Source organism: Streptomyces sp. CWNU-52B (assembly GCF_047444975.1).
GTDB lineage: Bacteria > Actinomycetota > Actinomycetes > Streptomycetales > Streptomycetaceae > Streptomyces.
Genome location: NZ_JBLFJV010000027.1, coordinates 290442 through 308094, shown reverse-complemented (window position 1 = coordinate 308094; position 17653 = coordinate 290442). Strand labels below are relative to the sequence as shown.

At 72.3% G+C, this 17653-nt stretch carries 14 protein-coding genes; 5 read left to right on the top strand and 9 right to left on the bottom strand.

The window, feature by feature from the left end; genetic code table 11:
* The first annotated feature begins 9 nt into the window (after positions 1–9).
* From ACLVWQ_RS25910 to ACLVWQ_RS25895, 4 genes are all read left to right on the top strand, one after another.
* Complete coding sequence (locus tag ACLVWQ_RS25910) at positions 10–1080, top strand: ABC transporter permease (protein WP_414111558.1); 1071 nt, start codon at positions 10–12, stop codon at positions 1078–1080.
* A gap of 86 nt (positions 1081–1166) precedes the next feature.
* Positions 1167–2153, top strand: a complete 987-nt coding sequence (locus ACLVWQ_RS25905; RefSeq protein ID WP_414111588.1) for an ABC transporter permease — start codon at positions 1167–1169, stop codon at positions 2151–2153.
* Positions 2150–3484: an ABC transporter ATP-binding protein gene (locus ACLVWQ_RS25900; RefSeq protein WP_414111556.1), complete on the top strand. Its 1335-nt coding sequence runs from the start codon at positions 2150–2152 to the stop codon at positions 3482–3484. Before ACLVWQ_RS25905 ends, ACLVWQ_RS25900 begins: the two co-directional genes overlap by 4 nt.
* A complete protein-coding gene (locus tag ACLVWQ_RS25895; RefSeq protein ID WP_414111555.1) occupies positions 3481–4509 on the top strand; it encodes an oligopeptide/dipeptide ABC transporter ATP-binding protein in 1029 nt (342 codons plus the stop codon). Before ACLVWQ_RS25900 ends, ACLVWQ_RS25895 begins: the two co-directional genes overlap by 4 nt.
* A 70-nt stretch (positions 4510–4579) precedes the next feature.
* On the opposite strand, the gene ACLVWQ_RS25890 is transcribed toward ACLVWQ_RS25895, so the two are convergent.
* From ACLVWQ_RS25890 to rimP, 9 genes are all read right to left on the bottom strand, one after another.
* On the bottom strand, positions 4580–5539 hold the full coding sequence (locus ACLVWQ_RS25890; protein ID WP_414111554.1) for a bifunctional riboflavin kinase/FAD synthetase: 960 nt from the start codon (positions 5537–5539) through the stop codon (positions 4580–4582).
* A gap of 187 nt (positions 5540–5726) precedes the next feature.
* Positions 5727–9161 (bottom strand): serine protease, encoded by a 3435-nt coding sequence (locus ACLVWQ_RS25885; protein WP_414111553.1) that lies wholly within the window; start codon positions 9159–9161, stop codon positions 5727–5729.
* Between the two features lie 321 nt (positions 9162–9482).
* The gene (truB, locus tag ACLVWQ_RS25880; protein WP_414111552.1) at positions 9483–10388 is read right to left on the bottom strand and encodes a tRNA pseudouridine(55) synthase TruB; all 906 of its coding nucleotides are present in this window, start codon (positions 10386–10388) and stop codon (positions 9483–9485) included.
* On the bottom strand, positions 10385–10852 hold the full coding sequence (gene rbfA / locus ACLVWQ_RS25875; protein ID WP_414111551.1) for a 30S ribosome-binding factor RbfA: 468 nt from the start codon (positions 10850–10852) through the stop codon (positions 10385–10387). The genes truB and rbfA overlap by 4 nt, the downstream gene beginning before the upstream one ends.
* Before the next feature lie 74 nt (positions 10853–10926).
* Positions 10927–11223, bottom strand: a complete 297-nt coding sequence (locus ACLVWQ_RS25870; RefSeq protein ID WP_414111550.1) for a DUF503 domain-containing protein — start codon at positions 11221–11223, stop codon at positions 10927–10929.
* Between the two features lie 305 nt (positions 11224–11528).
* Positions 11529–14717, bottom strand: coding sequence for a translation initiation factor IF-2 (gene infB, locus ACLVWQ_RS25865; RefSeq protein WP_414111549.1), 3189 nt, complete (start codon positions 14715–14717; stop codon positions 11529–11531).
* A 162-nt stretch (positions 14718–14879) separates the two neighbouring features.
* Positions 14880–15161: a YlxR family protein gene (locus tag ACLVWQ_RS25860; RefSeq protein ID WP_414111548.1), complete on the bottom strand. Its 282-nt coding sequence runs from the start codon at positions 15159–15161 to the stop codon at positions 14880–14882.
* A 103-nt stretch (positions 15162–15264) separates the two neighbouring features.
* Positions 15265–16299 carry a transcription termination factor NusA gene (nusA, locus tag ACLVWQ_RS25855; RefSeq protein ID WP_414111547.1) on the bottom strand — a complete coding sequence of 345 codons (1035 nt, stop codon included), beginning with the start codon at positions 16297–16299 and terminating at the stop codon, positions 15265–15267.
* A 2-nt stretch (positions 16300–16301) separates the two neighbouring features.
* Positions 16302–16829: a ribosome maturation factor RimP gene (gene rimP / locus ACLVWQ_RS25850; RefSeq protein WP_414111546.1), complete on the bottom strand. Its 528-nt coding sequence runs from the start codon at positions 16827–16829 to the stop codon at positions 16302–16304.
* A 206-nt stretch (positions 16830–17035) separates the two neighbouring features.
* On the opposite strand from rimP, the gene ACLVWQ_RS25845 reads away from it, so the two are divergent.
* On the top strand, positions 17036–17587 hold the full coding sequence (locus ACLVWQ_RS25845; protein WP_414111545.1) for a hypothetical protein: 552 nt from the start codon (positions 17036–17038) through the stop codon (positions 17585–17587).
* The last annotated feature ends 66 nt before the right edge of the window (positions 17588–17653 follow it).

Here is a 17653-nt window from a genome sequence, read left to right as displayed (position 1 = left end):
AGCCCGTCCATGACCGCTGAAGCGACACCCTCGCCGGTCGGGAAGACCGGTGGTCCGGCCGAGGCCGGGCCGTCCGCGGCCCGTGCACCACGACGGGTACGCGGCACCGCGTACCCGCGGTACGTGGCCGGCAAGCTGGGCGGCGCAGCCGTCTCCCTGCTCGCCGTCCTGGTCACCAGCTTCTTCCTCTTCCGGCTGATCCCCGGCGACCCGGTGAAGTTCATGACCGGCGGGCGCCAGGTGTCGGCCGAACAACTGGCGTCCTACCGGCGGGAGTTCGGACTCGATCTGCCGCTGTGGGAGCAGTTCACGGACTACTGCGGCAAGGCGCTCACCGGTGATCTCGGCACCTCGTACCAGTTCCGGGCGCCGGTCATCGACAAGATCGGCGAGGCCCTGCCGAACACACTGCTGCTCACGGGCACGGCGTTCGTGCTCTACACGGCGATCGGTGTCTTCCTCGGCACCCGCGCCGCCTGGCACAGCGGCGGCCTGGGCGACCGCCTCAACACCGGTCTGGCGCTGGTCCTCTACTCGATCCCGTCGTTCTGGCTGGGGCTGCTGCTGATCATCGTCTTCTCCGTCGGGATCGGGCCGGTCCCGGGCCTCTTCCCGACGGGCGGCATGGAGTCGGGCGGCGAGGGGGGCTTCGGGTACGTGCTCGACGTCGCCCATCACCTCGTGCTGCCCGTGGTGACGCTGGTGGCGGTCGAGTACGGGCAGACGCTGCTGGTCACGCGCTCGGCGCTGCTCGACGAGATGGGCGGCGACTATCTGACGACCGCGCGGGCCAAGGGCCTGCGGGACGTGTCCGTACGCCGCCGCCACGCCGTGCCGAACGCGCTCCTGCCGACGATGACGCTGGTCTTCATCAACCTCGGCCGGACCGTCGCGGGCGTGATCCTCGTCGAGACGGTCTTCTCCTGGCCCGGTCTCGGCGGGCTCTTCTACCAGGCGCTGAGCGTGCCCGATCTGCCGCTGGTGCAGGGGCTGTTCTTCGTCTTCGCCGCCGCGGTGATCGTGATGAACACCCTGGCCGACCTGATCTATCCGCTGCTCGACCCCAGGGTGGGCCGATGACGACGACGGACCCGGATGAACCGATGGAGCCGGTGAAACCGATGAAGTCTGTGGAGGCAAGGCACACGACGGAGGCGGTGGAGGCGATGGAGGCAAGGGAGACAAGGGAGACGACGGAGGTGGTCGAGGCGACGGAGGTGGCGGCGTCCCGTCCGGCTGCCGCTCCGCCGCCGGTGGCGAAGGCAGGCCCGCGCGCCCTCGCGCGGCAGCGGCGGCGCGCCTCCGCCGCCCGCTTCTGGGCCCGGTACCGCACCCACCGGTCCGGCCTCCTCGGCCTGGCCGCGCTCACGCTCTTCGCCCTGATCGCGCTCACCGCGCCGCTCACCGTCGGCTCCGACGCACAGAGTGTGACGGGCGCTCCGGGGCAGCCGATGGAGAGCCCGAGCCTCGAATTCCCGCTGGGTACGGATCAGTTCGGGCGCAGCCTGCTGGGGCTCGTGGTGTGGGGGTCGCGGGTGTCGCTGCTCGTGGGTCTGCTCGCGGCCGTCCTGTCGGTCGCGATCGGCGCGGTCATCGGCATCACCGCCGGGCACTTCCGCGGGTGGTTCGCGACGGTGATCATGCGGATCACGGACTGGTTCCTGGTCATGCCGACGCTGGTCCTGGCGATCGCGCTGGCGACCGTGATGGCCCGTTCGCTCGGCACGATCATCCTGGCGATCGGGGTCACGACGTGGCCGACGACGGCACGGCTGGTACGCGCGCAGACCCTCGCCGTGGAGTCCAGACCGTACATCGAACGCGCGAAGGCGCTCGGCGGCGGCCACTGGCACGTCATGTCCCGTCACGTGCTGCCCAATGTGATGCCGCTGGTGCTGGCGCAGACGACCCTGATCATCTCCTCCGCGATCCTCGCCGAGGCGACGCTCGCCTTCCTCGGTCTGGGCGACCCGACGGTCGTCTCCTGGGGCGGTCTGCTCCAGGACGCGCGGGAGGCGGGTGCGGTGAGTGCCGGGAAGTGGTGGTACCTGGTGCCGCCGGGCATCGCGATCGCCGTCGTGGCACTCGCCTTCACCCTGTGCGGGCGTGCCGTCGAGTCCGTCCTCAATCCCAGGCTGGGGGTGGCCCGTTGAGCCCTTCCGTCCCGTCGAGCCCGTCGAGTCCGTCGATCACACCGGCCGCGCGGCATCTGCTGGAGGTACGGAACCTCGAAGTGACGTACGCGGGCGGGGTGGCGGCCGTGCGCGGTGTGAACCTCACCGTGGACGCCGGCCAGAAGGTGGGCATCGCGGGTGAGTCCGGCTGCGGCAAGTCCACGCTGGCGCTCGCGCTGCTGCGGCTGCTGCCGGCCGGGACGCGGGTGAGCGGGCAGATCCTCCTCGACGGCGAGGACGTGCTGACGATGAAGTGGGGGCGGGTACGGGCGGTCCGCTGGGCCGGGGCGTCGATCGTCTTCCAGGGCGCGATGCACTCGCTCAACGCGGTGCACCGGGTCGGGGACCAGATCGCCGAGCCGATCGTGCTGCACCGGAAGGCCACCGCGGCGGGGGCGCGCAGGCGGGCGGGTGAGCTCTTGGAGCAGGTGGGGCTTCCGGCGGCGCGGGCGGCGGCGTATCCGCACGAGTTGTCCGGCGGACAGCGGCAGCGCGTGATGATCGCCATGGCGCTGGCGTGTGATCCCCGGCTGGTCGTCGCCGACGAGCCGACCACCGCGCTCGACGTGATGATCCAGGCGCAGATCCTGCGGCTGATCCAGCAGCTGGTCGCCGAGCAGGAGGTGGGCCTCGTCATGATCAGCCACGATCTGGCGGTCCTGTCCGACACCTGCGACCGGCTCGCGGTGATGTACGCGGGACGGGTGGTCGAGGAGGGGCCCGCGCGGGAGGTGTACGAGGACGCGCGGCACCCGTACGGGCAGGCGCTGTCGGCGGCGTTCCCGCGGATCGGGGACGCCGGTTCGCGGTTCGCGCCACGCGGGCTGCCCGGAGACCCGCCCGACCCGGCCGCGCTGCCGCCCGGCTGCGCGTTCCACCCGCGCTGCGCGGTGGCACTGAACACGTGCGCCGTGGACGACCAGGCCTTGCGACCCACCGCCCCGGACCGCAGGGCGGCCTGCGTACACGTGGGCTCCGCTGCGGGTCTCGGGGCCTCGGCGGGATCGGCGCCCGCCGGTTCGGTGGGGCCCGCGAGACCGGCGGGTGCCGCGGGTTCGGAGGGTGCCGCGGGTCCGGCCGGGGCCGCAGGTTTCTCGACGCCTACGGGCTCTGCCGGGCCTACGAATCCCGCGAGGCGTGCGGGTGCCGCGGGGCCTGCGCGTGCCGAGGGCGCCGTGAAGTCTGCGGGTGCCGTGGGTCCGGTGACGCCCACACCGCCCACACCAACCACGGGACCTGCCGACCCCGCGAAGCCTGCCGGGCCAGGCGGGGCTGGGGGCGGGGCCGATGATGTGAGGAGTGGTCCATGACTGCGGCTGAGACGGTTTCCTCGGTGTCCTCGGCTCCCCCCGCTCCCCTGTTGAGCGCCGAGGGCCTTCAGGTGTTCTTTCCCGTCAGGCGGGGCGACCGAGCGCGTGCCCGTGCCGTCGACGGCGTGGATCTCGACATCCGGCCCGGCGAGATCGTCGCACTGGTCGGCGAGTCGGGCTGCGGCAAGACGACCCTGGCGCGCTCACTCCTCGGACTCGTCCCGCCGACCGCGGGGCGGGTCACCTTCGCCGGCCGGCCGCTCGACTACTCCTCGCGCGCCCTCAAGGCGTACCGCAAGCGGGTCCAGCTGGTCCTCCAGGACCCGAGCGGTTCGCTCAACCCCCGGCACACGGTGTACGACGCGGTGGCCGAGGGGCTGCGCATCCACGCCTACGCAGGCGACGAGCGCGAGGCGGTGTCGACCGCCCTCTCTCGGGCCGGACTTCGACCCCCCGAGCGGTTCTTCCTGCGCTACCCGCACGAGCTCTCCGGTGGCCAGCGTCAGCGTGTCGTCATCGCGGGAGCGCTCGTCCTGGAGCCCGAACTCATCGTCGCGGACGAGCCCGTGGCCTCCCTGGACGCGTCGGTACGCGGCGAGATCCTGGCCCTCCTGCTCCGCCTGCGCGCCGAACTCGGTCTGTCCGCCCTGGTGGTGACCCACGACCTGGGCCTCGCGTGGAACATCGCGGACCGGGTCGCGGTGATGTACCTGGGCCGGATCGTCGAGACGGGTGCGGTGGAGGACGTCCTGAGGGCACCCCGACACCCGTACACCCAGGCCTTGTTGTCGGTCCTGCCCGAGGCCCCCGGTGACCCGGTCGTGCTGACCGGCGAACCCCCGGACCCGTCCCGCATCCCCCCGGGCTGCCGCTTCCACGCCCGCTGCCAGATCCTGGCGAGCGGCGAGGCCGAGCGCGCGGGAGTCGCGGACGCGTGCCGCACCGAGGACCTGCCGGTGCTCGGCGGGGGCGGCGACTCCCAGGTGGCGTGCCACTGGGCGGCCGGCGCACTCGCCACGACGTAGTCGCCCTCACCCGGCAGAAAGGGCCTTCAGGGGCGCGGGGAACTGCGCCACACACCGTAAGAAACGGCGCCTACGGCCGCCCCGCGTCGTACGAACCGATGAGTTCCCGCGACCGCTTCACGTCGTCCGAGATCGCTTCCAGCAACGCCTCGATGGAGTCGAACTTCGCCTGCCCCCGCACGAAGGCCAGGAAGTCGACGGCCACGTGCAGCCCGTACAGGTCGAGGCCCACCCGGTCGATGGCGTACGCCTCGACCGTGCGCTCGGTGCCGTCGAACTGCGGGTTCGTGCCGACGGAGATCGCCGCGGGCATCACCTCGCCCTGCGCGTGCAGCCAGCCCGCGTAGACCCCGTCCGCGGGGATCGCGGTGTGCGGGAGCGTCTCCACGTTGGCGGTGGGGAAGCCCAGTTCACGGCCGCGCTGGGCGCCGCGGACCACGACTCCCTCGACGCGGTGCGGGCGGCCGAGGATCTCGTGTGCCCCTTCGACGTGGCCCTCGGCGACCAGGCGCCGGGTGAGGGTCGAGGAGAAGGGCTCGCCGCCGCCGGCCTCGCCGGTCACGTACAGGTCCACCACGTCGACCTCGAAGTCGTACGTCTTGCCCTGCTCGGTGAGGAAGGCGACGTTGCCCGCGGCCTTGTGGCCGAAGCGGAAGTTGGGGCCCTCGACGACGGCCTTGGCGTGCAGCTTGTCGACGATCACCTTCGCCACGAAGTCGGCGGGCGACAGCTTCGAGAACTCGGTCGTGAACGGCAGGATGAGCAGCGCGTCCACGCCCAGTTCGGCCATCAGCTCGGCACGGCGGTGATGCGGGGCGAGCAGTGGCGGGTGGCTGCCGGGGCGGACGACCTCGCTCGGGTGGGGGTCGAATGTCACGACGACGGACGGAACGCCCAGCTCGCGCGCCCGTTCGACGGTATGGCTGATGATCAACTGGTGTCCGCGGTGGACTCCGTCGTACGAGCCGATGGTGACGATGCTGCGCCCCCAGTCCTGGGGGATGTCCTCCAAGCCACGCCAGCGCTGCACTGTGACCGCTCCTCGTCGAACCCGTGTCCGTGTCTGCCTCATACGCAGCTCTAAGGGTGCCATGCCGTGTCGCCTCGGCCCGCATCGGCATGGGTGCTGTGACCGGGGGCACGTGGTTGTGGGTGCGCGTGGGGTGGGGACTGATCGCGCCGTTCCCCGCGGTCCTGAGGTGCGTGGGTGGGTGCGGTCAGTCTGCTGGGGGTGTGGCGGTGGCCGGGTGCAGGGCCGGGAGGGGGTCTTGGCCGGGCTGTCGTCGTCTCTGCGTGTATACGGGCGGGTCCGGGCGGCGCTGTACGACGTCGCGTACGAGGTCGGTGACGTGGTGGGCGAGTGCCGGTGCCGTGGCCTCGGTGAGTGTGCGCGGTGCCGAGCCGTCGTCCCGTTCCCGCAGGCGGTCGTGGAACGCGGCCAGCACCGCGTCCGGATGCGTCGGCAGCGCGACGGCCAGCGCGCTCGCGGGCAGCCGGGGGTCGCAGGCTCTGAAGCGGGCCAGGGCCTGCGGCAGATGGCGGGCCCGGGTGAGCGGATCGCGGATCAGCAGCGCCAGGGCACTGCCGTGCAGCGTGCAGTCGCCGGGGCGTGCCAAGAGGGCGAGCGCTGCACGGCGCAACAGCGCCCGGTCCGCCTCGGCGCGTACGTACGGAGCCGCCCGCAGGGCGTAGTGCGCCGCCACCGCACGCCGGGCCGGGCGGCCGTCGCGCACCCAGCGGTCGACCGCGCGGCAGAGAGCGGACGGCTCCTCCTCCGCGAGCACGTCCAGCAGTTCGTCCGCGCGCGCGTGCCCGCTGTCGACCAGCGCCTCGGTGAGGTCGTCGGGGGCGCGGCGGCGGTGGGTGTGCAGCAGGACCTGCGCGGCGGTCGCGACGGTGGCGTCGGGGGTCGCGGGCAGCGGCCGGTCGTCGTCGAACCAGTGGGTGAGGTACGGCTGCACACCGGCCGGGTCGGCGACGAGGATCTCGGACACGGCGTCCAGGTAGCGCGGTTCGGTGGCGGGCGGCGCCTCGTCCGCCACGACGAGCCGCCTCAGCAGATCGAAGCGGTGCGCCTGCGGCAGGGCCAGCCCGCGCCAGAAGCCGGGGCCGAACTCCCCCGGCACGGCCCGCCCTTCCGCCCGCCACCGCACCACCCGCTCGGCGAGATGCCGCAGCACTCCGAGATGTGGGGTCGCGTCGGGCACCCGGAGCAGTACGCCGCTGAGCAGCCGGGTGGCCCACCAGTCCCGGTCGTCGGCGGCGGGCCCGTCGAGCGCGTGGAGCAGTTCACGCAGGCGGAGGGTGAGGTGATCGTCTCCCTGTTGACGCGGCAGGAGGAGCAGGGCCTGCCGTACGGGTCCGATGCGGTGGCGGGGGACGGCCGACGGGCCTGACTCCGCCGGTTCGTCCGGGCGCTCAGGACGTTCGGGACGCTCAGGTCCACTGCGGTGTGTCAGCGCCCCGAGTGCCGTGTCCAGGTCGAGGTGCGTGCCCTGGATCCAGTCGGCGAACTCCTCGTGGGCGAAGCGGTAACCGTCACCGGCGGGCACGAGGAGGCCCTCGGTCAGCACGGCGGGGGCCCACCCGGCGCAGCCGCCCAGCCGCCGGTCGGGCACCGGGCCCCACGGGAACAGGGTCTCGAACGCCGCCCGGTCCAGCCCGCCCTCCCCCGGGCCCAGGCAACGCCGTGCCGCCACGTGCACCTGCCCGGCGACCCGGGCCGCGAGGCGCCGCACCGCCGTGCCGCGCAGCCCGTTGGCCGCGGCGAGCCGTACCGCGACCCGCAGACACATCAGATCGAGGTACGCGGCGAAGACCTCGTCCCGTGTCACCGTCCCGCGCGGGGCGTAGGACAGCGCGGCCCGTACCTCCGACAGGAGCCGCACCGCCAGCGGGTGCCTCGCGTCGGCGCCGTCCAGGGCCCCCTCGGGGATCCTGTATCGTGCCCGCGCCTCGCGTGCCTCGTCCTCCTCCAGGTCCCCGAGGCGTACCAGGGCGGGAAACGCCCCGGGCGCCCCGTCCGCGCCCCACCGCGGCCCGTACAGGAGCTCCTGGGGGAACTGGGCGCCCGCCTGCTCCCAGTACTCCTCCCGGCAGGCCACGACGAGGCGTACCCCGTGCTCCCGCAGCCAGTCGGTGGTGGCGGCGGCCCACTCGGGCAGTCGGTGGGCGAGGCCCTGCGGCATTTCCTCGGGGCCGTCGAGGAGGAGCAGGAGGGGCCGCCCGGCGTTCCCGGCGAGGCGGGCCAGCCGCTCGGGGCCGATGTCCCCGAGCCCGACTCGCCCATGGCCCACGTCCGGCAGGGTGCCGCCGGACGTGGGCGCGGTGCCTGCCGGCAGCACAGCGGCAGCCAGTGGCACAAGGGCGGCCGGCGGGTCTCCCGGCGACGGAGCGACCGGCGAGAAGCGGGCCGTCTCACGGTCGGAGACCACTTCCGCGGTCGCGGCCGTCATGATCCGCCCCGCCCGCTCCAGTGCCCTGTGGGCCGCGTCGGCCACGGACCCGTCGGTGGCCAGCAGATCGGCGCCGCGCAGCCACAGGGTCGGGGCCGGTTCCGTGCCCTGGTTGCGGCGGGCGGCCAGGGCCGACAGTTCCGTCGTACGGCCGCTTCCCGGGGCGCCGACCAGCGCGAGGACGCCGTACGGACCTTGGGTGAAAGCGGTCAACTCCCTGATCGCCGCGGTCCGTTCGACGGGCGGGGCCCCACCGGATCCGGGCGGGGACGCGACGGTGGCCGTCAGTTCCAGCACACCCGCCAGATTGAGGTCCTCTCCGTACGCGGGGACCGTCGCGGCGTTGCGGGCCAGCAGCTCGGCGAGCGGCCCGCCGTGAGCCGTGCGGCCCGCGTTCAGCGGCACCGCGAAGCCCGCGACCTGTCGGCCGGAGTGCAGTGCGGTGCCCAGCACGGCGACCACCGCGCCGGTGGCCACGTCGACCACCGGTCCGCCGGCCGCCCCTCCCCCGGGTCGCAGCGCGTCGCTGCCCGCCGTGCCGACCGCCAGTTCCAGGGCGGCGGCGAGGGGGTGGAGGCGGTCGGTCGCCGTGTACGTCACGGCCGACGAGCCCAGGACACGGGCCTCCCGCCAGCCGCCCGCGGCGATCTTGACGTACGTACCGGTCCGCACCGAGTTCCGGACCGTGATCGGGAGCGGGTCGAGACCGAGGCCGTATCCGGAGGCGGAGCCTGGGCTCGTGTCGGAGCCGGAGCCGTATCCGGAGCCGTCGCAGTGGACGAGGGCGAGGCCCAGGGCCGGGAGCGCGGTGACCGAGTCCGCCGTGACCAGGCAGCTGCGGTCCGCGGCGGGCGCGTGCAGGACGAGGCGGGAGAGGCCGTCCACCGCCTCGTGGCTGGTGACCACCGTGCCGTGGTGGTCCGCGACGAAGCCGGTGCCGCGCGGCCTTCCGGCCAGATCCCGGATCCGCACCAGGGCCCGGTCCGGCGCCTCGCCGCCTCGGTCCGGCACCTCTCCACCCCGGCCCGGCCCCTGCCCCAGCGCCTGCCCCACCGGACACGGCACTCCGCCGGCCCGCTCCGTCAGCTCCCCGGCCGCGGCGTACGGCACTGTCCCGGCCGGATCCGGCGCTTCCAGGGCGACGTCCCGGTGGATGCCGCCACCCGCCTCAGCCGTCACCGAGGTCTCCCGGGTCATGCTCGAATTCCTCCCCGCCGCGTGCGCCGTCCGTGCTTCCGACGCTTCGTTTTCCGACGGTATGCGCGCAATGGGCGGACGCGACAGATCCCGAGCCGAACGAGCCCCCTCCCGCTCCCCCGGTTCACTCCGAGCGCCTGCCCGGACGGGTGAATGAACGGGGGTGGATGGATACATCCTTGGGTGGGGGAACCCTGGGGGGACAGTGGAGCGGCGCACACAGGTGACCCCGTGCACGCCGCTCCACGACGAAAGGGAGGATCCGTCCGGCCGCCGAGAACCGTAGGTCCAGAGAGGACCAGTGGCCCAGAGGACAAAGGATCAGCCGAAGACCGCGAGGCTCTTGGCCTTGCCCTTCTGCTCCTCCACCAGCGCCAGGAACCGCCCCTCGGGGTCGAACACCCCGACGGCCCCGGCCCCGGAATACACCTCGGGCATCTCCAGCCGCACCCCGTTCGTCAGCAGCTGCGCGCGCTTCGTGTCCACGTCCCACCGGGGGAACGCGGTCGCGGCGGCCTGGGCCACGGGCATCACGGTCAGCTCCTCCTGGAGCTGGTCGAGGGTCCTGGCCGTGTCGAGCTTGTACGGGCCCACGCGGGTGCGCCGCAGCGTCGTCAGATGGCCGCCGACACCGAGGTCGGCGCCCAGGTCACGGGCGAGCGCGCGGATGTACGTACCGGACGAGCACACCACCGAGACGATCAGGTCCAGGACGGGCGTGCCGTCCTCGGCCACGGCCTCCCGGACGTCGTACACGGCGAACGACGAGATACGCACCGGCCTGGCCGGGATCTCGAAGTCCTCGCCCTCGCGTGCCCGCTTGTACGAGCGCACGCCGTTGATCTTGATGGCGCTGACCTTGGACGGCACCTGCATGATGTCGCCGCTGAGCTTGGCGATCCCGGCGTCGATGGCGTCCCGCGCGACCTCGGACGCGTCGGCCGACGAGACGAGGTCGCCCTCGGCGTCGTCCGTCAGGGTGTTCTGCCCGAGCCTGATGGTGCCCAGGTACTCCTTCTCCGTCAGCGCGAGGTGCCCGAGGAGCTTGGTCGCCCGCTCGACACCGAGGACGAGCACGCCCGTCGCCATGGGGTCGAGGGTGCCCGCGTGTCCGACGCGGCGGGTCTTCGCGATCCCGCGCATCTTGGCGACCACGTCGTGCGAAGTGAAACCCGACGGCTTGTCGACGATGACAAGGCCGTCGGGCGTCTGCTGCTTCTGCGTCATGCCGGGGCGTCGCCGTCCGTCTCGTCGTCCGTGTCGTCGTCCTCGCCCGGCTTCTTGTACGGGTCGGGCTCACCGGCGAAGGCCGCGCCGGCCGAGACCTCGCGCACCTTGGCGTCCGAGGCCCGTGCCTTGTCGAGCAGGTCCTCGATCGTCTTGGCGGTGTCCGGCAGGGCGTCCGCCACGAAGGTGAGCGACGGCGTGAACTTCACACCCGCCGCGGCGCCGACCGCCGAGCGGAGCACGCCCTTGGCGCTCTCCAGGCCCGCGGCGGCCGCCGCGCGCTCCTCGTCGTCGCCGTACACCGTGTAGAAGACGGTCGCCTCCCGGAGGTCCCCGGTGACCCGGGTGTCCGTGATGGTCACATGCGAACCGAGCCGCGGGTCCTTGATCCCACGCTGCAGCTTCTGGGCAACCACCTCTCGAATGAGGTCCGCCAGCCTCTTCGCCCGCGCGTTGTCGGCCACTGGTCCGTCTCCCTACTTCCTTGCTGATCCGTGTACGGGCGATCCTTGTCGCCGTACGCTCACTCGTCCCGCGCTCACTCGTCGTCCTCGCCGTGGAGCCGTCGGCGTACCGACAGCAGCTCCACCTCGGGGTGCCCGGCGACCAGGCGTTCGCACCGGTCCAGTACGTCGGTCAGGTGCCCGGTGTCCCCGGAGACCACCGCCAGTCCGATGACGGCCCTGCGGTGGAGGTCCATGTGCTCCACCTCCGCCGCGCTCACCGCGAACTTGCGTTGGAGTTCGGCCACGATCGGGCGGACGACGGAGCGTTTCTCCTTCAGCGACCGTATGTCGCCGAGGAGGAGGTCGAAGGACAGAGTCCCCACGTACATATGTGTTCCGGATGTCCCGCCGGTACGGGGTAGGTGGCCCGGCCAAGCTCTTGGCAGGGACACCAGAACGGTACAACGAACCTGCGGTACCCCTCGACGGGGTTTCCGCCCCGCGGCCCGTGTGCCGGGTGCGGGTGAGTGGGGGCTGGTCGCGCAGTTCCCCGTGCCCCGCCATCGAGGGGCGCGGGGAACTGCGCGACCAGCCCCACCCGGCCCGCGGACAGGCACGAAACCCCGTGTGGGGCCGGCCGACGGAAACCAGTTCCCGTCGGCCAACCCCACACGGTCAAGCCAAGCCGCAGGCGTTACGCGCGCGGCTTCTCGCGCATCTCGTACGTCGCGATGACGTCGTCGATCTTGATGTCGTTGAAGTTTCCGAGGTTGATACCGCCCTCGAACCCTTCGCGGATCTCGGTGACATCGTCCTTGAAGCGACGCAGACCGGAGATGGTGAGGCTCTCCGCGATGACCTTGCCATCACGCAGCAACCGCGCCTTGGTGTTGCGCTTGACCTCGCCGGAGCGGACCAGCACACCGGCGATGTTGCCCAGCTTGGACGAGCGGAAGACCTCGCGGATCTCCGCCGTACCGAGCTCGACCTCTTCGTACTCCGGCTTGAGCATGCCCTTGAGGGCCGCTTCGATCTCCTCGATGGCCTGGTAGATCACCGAGTAGTAGCGGACGTCGACGCCCTCGCGCTCCGCCATCTGCGCCGCGCGGCCCGCAGCGCGGACGTTGAAGCCGATGACGATGGCGTCGGATCCGGTCGCCAGGTCGATGTCCGACTCGGTGACCGCACCCACACCGCGGTGCAGGACGCGGATGTCGACCTCGTCGCCGACGTCGAGCTGGAGCAGCGAGGACTCGAGAGCCTCCACCGAACCGGACGCGTCGCCCTTGATGATGAGGTTGAGTTCCTGCACCAGACCGGCCTTGAGGGCCTCGTCCAGGTTCTCCAGGGAGAACCGGACTCCGCGCCGGGCGAAGTTGGCGTTGCGCTCACGCGCCGCGCGCTTCTCGGCGATCTGGCGGGCCGTGCGGTCCTCGTCGACGACGAGGAAGTTGTCGCCGGCGCCCGGGACGTTGGTGAGACCGAGGACCAGGACCGGAGTGGCCGGACCCGCCTCTTCCACGTTCTCGCCCTTGTCGTCGAGCATCGCTCGGACACGGCCGTACGCGTCGCCGACCACCATGGTGTCGCCGACCCGCAGGGTGCCTCGCTGGACCAGGACGGTCGCCACGGCACCGCGGCCGCGGTCGAGGTGGGACTCGATCGCAATACCCTGCGCGTCCTGCTCCGGGTTGGCCCGCAGGTCGAGCGAGGCGTCCGCGGTGAGGACCACGGCCTCCAGCAGGCTCTCGATGTTGAGGCCCTGCTTGGCGGAGATGTCGACGAACATCGTGTCGCCGCCGTACTCCTCGGCCACCAGACCGAACTCGGTGAGCTGACCGCGCACCTTGGTCGGGTCCGCGCCCTCGACGTCGATCTTGTTGACCGCGACCACGATCGGCACGTTGGCCGCCTTGGCGTGGTTCAGCGCCTCGATCGTCTGGGGCATCACACCGTCGTTGGCCGCCACCACGAGGATCGCGATGTCGGTCGACTTCGCACCACGTGCACGCATGGCGGTGAACGCCTCGTGACCCGGGGTGTCGATGAAGGTGATCCTGCGCTCTTCCTCGTTCACCACGGTGGCGACCTGGTAGGCGCCGATGTGCTGCGTGATGCCGCCGGCCTCGCCCGCGACGACGTTCGTCTTGCGGATGGTGTCGAGGAGGCGGGTCTTTCCGTGGTCGACGTGACCCATGACGGTCACGACCGGCGGACGCGCGACGAGCAGTTCCTCGCCACCCTCGTCCTCACCGAACTCGATGTCGAAGGACTCGAGCAGCTCGCGGTCCTCCTCCTCGGGGCTGACGATCTCGAGGACGAAGTTCATCTCGTCCGCGAGGAGCTTCAGCGTCTCGTCGGAGACGGACTGCGTGGCAGTGACCATCTCGCCGAGGTTCATCATCACGCCGACGAGCGACGCCGGGTTGGCGCCGATCTTCTCGGCGAAGTCGGTGAGCGAGGCACCGCGCGACAGGCGGACGGACTGTCCGTTGCCGCGAGGCAGCATGACGCCGCCGACCGACGGGGCCTGCATGGCCTCGTACTCCTGGCGCCTCTGCCGCTTCGACTTACGGCCACGACGCGCGGGACCACCGGGACGGCCGAAGGCGCCCTGTGTGCCACCACGGCCACCCGGACCACCGGGACGACCACCGAAGCCGGGACGGCCACCGCCGCCGGGACCACCCGGACGACCGGCGAAACCGCCGCCACCGCCACCGGGACCACCGGGACGACCGGCGAAACCGCCACCGCCGCCACCGGGACCGCTCGGACGGCCGGCGAAACCGCCGCCACCCGGACGACCGCCACCGGCACCGGCACCGCCGGGTCGGCCGCCACCGCCACCGGGACCGCGGCCACCGGGGCCACCGCCGCCGGGACGCGGGCCGGCAGCCGGACGCTGCGGCATCATGCCGGGGTTGGGACGGTTGCCTGCGGGGCCGCCGCCGGGACGCGGAGCGCCACCGGGACCACCCTGCGGACGAGGCATGCCGCCCGGGCTCGGACGGTTGCCGCCGGGGCCGCCACCGGGACGCGGAGCGCCACCGGGACCACCCTGCGGACGAGGACCGCGGTCCTGTCCGGCGCCCTGGGGACGCGGCGCGCCACCCGGAGCACCGGCTCCCGCGGGTCCGCCGGGGCCGGGACGGCCGCCGCCCGGACGGGGCGTCTGCGGACGTGCCATGCCGGTGGAGCCACCGGACGTGAACGGGTTGTTGCCCGGACGCGGTCCGGCGGGACGACCACCGGGACGCGTGCCCTGGCCGCTGGGGCGCGGGGCGCCCTGGCGGTCACCACGGTCACCGCGCTCGCCACGGCCCTGACCGGGACCACCCTGACCGCCCTGACCACCCTGTGCGGGGCCGGCCGGACGGACACCGGGCTTCGGGGCGCCGGGACGGGCCGCACCGCTCGGACGCGGGTTCGCGGCCGGGGTCGCCGGGGCGGCGGCCGGAGCCGCGGGCGGCGCCGTGAACTCGGGCGCGGCCGGAGCCGGCGAGGCCGGGACGGGCTTCGGCGCGGGCTTGGGGCCCGGCGTCGGACGCGTGCCGGAGGCCGGAGCCGCCGGGGCCGCGGATGCTGCGGGCTTCTCCGCGGCATCCGGCTTCGGGGCCGGCGGGCGCGGGGCGGCGGGCCCCGGACGGGCGGCCTGTGCCGGAGAAGGCGCACCGGGCCTGGCGGGCGCGGCCTTGCGCGGGGCGGGCTTGCCGCCGCCGTTGCCCTGCTGGAGGGCGTCGGTCAGTTTGCGTACTACGGGCGCCTCGATCGTCGAGGACGCCGAACGGACGAATTCACCGAGTTCTTGGAGCTTGGCCATGACGACCTTGCTCTCCACCCCGAACTCCTTGGCGAGTTCGTATACCCGGACCTTAGCCACTTCGCTCCTTTTAGGTCCGGGTTGCGTCCGGACCGTCGCTACTTCATGGGCGTACTCATCGCGTGCTCATCGAGTGCTCATCGCAATCTCGACCTACTTCCAACTCGCGGGGTACCAGGGCCGCACGGGGCTCCGCGCGACACTTCTTACGGTGTTGCCTGCTCAGCAACTGTCTGTCCGCTCGACGTACTGGCGCAACGCCTTTGTGTCGAGCTGACCCGGGGCACGCAGCGCCCGTGGGAACGCCCGGCGGCGGACCGCCAGGTCCAGACAGACCAGGGCGGGGTGTACATACGCACCCCGGCCGGGCAGCGTACCGCGAGGATCGGGGACGCATTCGCCCTCGGCCGCCACAGCACGCAGCAGATCGGTCTTGGCCGCTCGCTCCCGACACCCCACACAGGTGCGCTCAGGGCATGCGCGGGCATGCGTCCGGCCAGACACTCTTAAGTCTACCTCCCTGCACCGACCTCACCCCTTTGGGGCAAGTATCGAACAGTTGCCGCACATGGAAACTGTCGTGATCTAAGCCACCTGCGGCTTGGATCTATTCCCTGCTCTGCTCCCCGGCCCGCTCGGCGGGCCGGTCATCGCCCTGATCACCGGTCTGTTCGGTGTCCGGGCGGATGTCGATGCGCCAGCCGGTCAGCCGGGCGGCCAGCCGGGCGTTCTGCCCCTCCTTGCCGATGGCGAGGGACAGCTGGTAGTCGGGGACCGTCACACGCGCGGAGCGGGCCGCGAGGTCGACGACGTCGACCTTGGAGACCCGCGCCGGGGAGAGCGCGTTGGCGACCATGTCGGCCGGGTCGTCGGACCAGTCGACGATGTCGATCTTCTCGCCGTTCAGCTCGGCCATGACGTTGCGCACGCGGCCGCCCATCGGGCCGATACAGGCGCCCTTGGCGTTCAGACCGGACCGGGTGGACCGGACGGCGATCTTCGTGCGGTGGCCCGCCTCACGGGCGATGGCGGCGATCTCGACGGAACCGTCGGCGATCTCCGGCACCTCGAGGGCGAAGAGCTTCTTCACCAGGTTCGGGTGGGTGCGCGACAGGGTCACGGACGGACCGCGGACCCCCTTCGCCACCCGGACGACGTACGACCGCAGCCGCATGCCGTGCTGGTACGACTCACCGGGGACCTGCTCCTGCACCGGCAGGATGGCCTCCAGCTTGCCGATGTCGACGAGCACGTTCTTCGGGTCGCGGCCCTGCTGGACGACACCGGTGACGATGTCGCCCTCCCGGCCGGCGTACTCGCCGAGCGTCGCGTCGTCCTCCGCGTCCCGCAGACGCTGCAGGATGACCTGCTTGGCGGTGGTGGCGGCGATCCGGCCGAAGTCCGACGGGGTGTCGTCGAACTCGCGTGCCTCCTGCCCCTCCTCCAGATCGTCGGGATCCTCCTTCGCCCACACGGTCACATGGCCGGTCTCCCGGTCGAGCTTCACGCGCGCGTGACGGCGGCTTCCCTCGGTGCGGTGGTAGGCGATGAGGAGGGCCGACTCGATCGCCTCGACCAACAGGTCGAAGGAGATCTCCTTCTCCTGTACCAATCCCCGCAGGGCACTCATGGAGATGTCCACGGCTACGCCTCCTCCTCTTCCTTCTCGTCCTTCTCGTCGTTCTCGTCGTTCTTGTTCTTGCGGCTGAACTCGACCTGGACGCGTGCCTTGGCGATGTCCTCGAAGGCGAGCCTCTTGGCGGTGGGCTTGCGCCCCTTCACGCCGGGCACCTCTACGTCCACGCCCTCGTCGTCGACCGTGCCGATCCGTGCGATCAGTTCGTCGCCGTTCGTCAACTGGAACTTGACGAGCCGCTCGGCGGCACGTACGTAGTGACGGTGTTCCCTGAGTTCGCGCTCGGCGCCGGGCGTTCCCACCTCCAGGGTGTACTCGCCCTGGCCCATGGCGTCGGTCTCGTCCAGCTTCGCCGAGAGCGCGCGGCTCACATCGGCGATGGCGTCGAGGTCTGCTCCTTCGTCGGAGTCCACCACGACGCGCAGCACACGCTTGCGTCCCACCGAGTCCACTTCGATCTCTTCGAGGTCGAGTCCCTGCGAGCTGACGAGCGGTTCCAGGAGCTCTCGCAGCCTCTCGCTCTGGGTGGTGCTCATCCGGGTGACTCCTCGGCCGCGTGTGCTGTTGTGGGTAGGTCGCGTGTCAGGTCAAAGGGTATCCGGTCCCAAGGGGTGTTGCCGTCCACCGAGCCCCGCCCCGAACCGGGACGGCGCCGCTGGTGGGTGCGGGGGCGGTACGCGGGTACCGTGATCAAGGGCCTGCCGCCCTTTTCGTTCGTACGAGCTCTCCGAGGACGTCTGCCGTGTCGTTCACCCTGCCGTCGCACACCCCCTCGGGGCCGCGCCGAAGGAGTCTGCTCGCCGGAGCCGCCGGTGCGGGCGCCGCGCTGCTCGCGGGCTGCTCGTCCGCCGACTCCTCTCCCGGGACCACCGGCGGGAGCTCGTCGGCCGCGGCGCGGGCACGCGCGCGTGCGGCGCGGGACAGCGAGCGGCTCGCACAGCGGTACGAGGCCGTGCTCGCCGTCCATCCCGCGCTGCGCGGCCGGCTGTCACCACTCCTGGCGGAGGTCCAGCGGCACGCCGAGGCGTTCTCGGGCGGCAAGGGGGCGTCGAGCACGGCCTCGCCGACTCCCTCCGAGACCTCCGCCGCGTCCGCGGGCGCCGCGTCGCCCTCCCCCGAGGTGCCGACGACGGAGAAGGCCGCGCTCGCGGGGCTCGCCGCGGCCGAGCGCGAGGTGGCGGCCCGTCGTACGAAGGCACTGGTGGAGGCGCCGGGAGAGCTGGCGCGGCTGCTGGCCTCGGTGGCGGCGGCCGGGGCGGGGCACGCGTTTTTGCTGACGGAGGACGAGAAGTGAACGGTTCCGGCAGGGCGTCCGGCGGGGCGAAGGCACAGGCGAAGACGCAGACACAGACGCAAGGGA

Coding starts and splice junctions, on each gene's coding strand:
- truB (WP_414111552.1), bottom strand. CDS start 10,388: ATGACGCAGAAGCAGCAGACGCCCGACGGCCTTGTCATCGTCGACAAG.
- ACLVWQ_RS25910 (WP_414111558.1), top strand. CDS start 10: ATGACCGCTGAAGCGACACCCTCGCCGGTCGGGAAGACCGGTGGTCCG.
- ACLVWQ_RS25895 (WP_414111555.1), top strand. CDS start 3,481: ATGACTGCGGCTGAGACGGTTTCCTCGGTGTCCTCGGCTCCCCCCGCT.
- rimP (WP_414111546.1), bottom strand. CDS start 16,829: ATGAGCACCACCCAGAGCGAGAGGCTGCGAGAGCTCCTGGAACCGCTC.
- ACLVWQ_RS25870 (WP_414111550.1), bottom strand. CDS start 11,223: ATGTACGTGGGGACTCTGTCCTTCGACCTCCTCCTCGGCGACATACGG.
- ACLVWQ_RS25905 (WP_414111588.1), top strand. CDS start 1,167: ATGGAGGCAAGGGAGACAAGGGAGACGACGGAGGTGGTCGAGGCGACG.
- ACLVWQ_RS25885 (WP_414111553.1), bottom strand. CDS start 9,161: ATGACCCGGGAGACCTCGGTGACGGCTGAGGCGGGTGGCGGCATCCAC.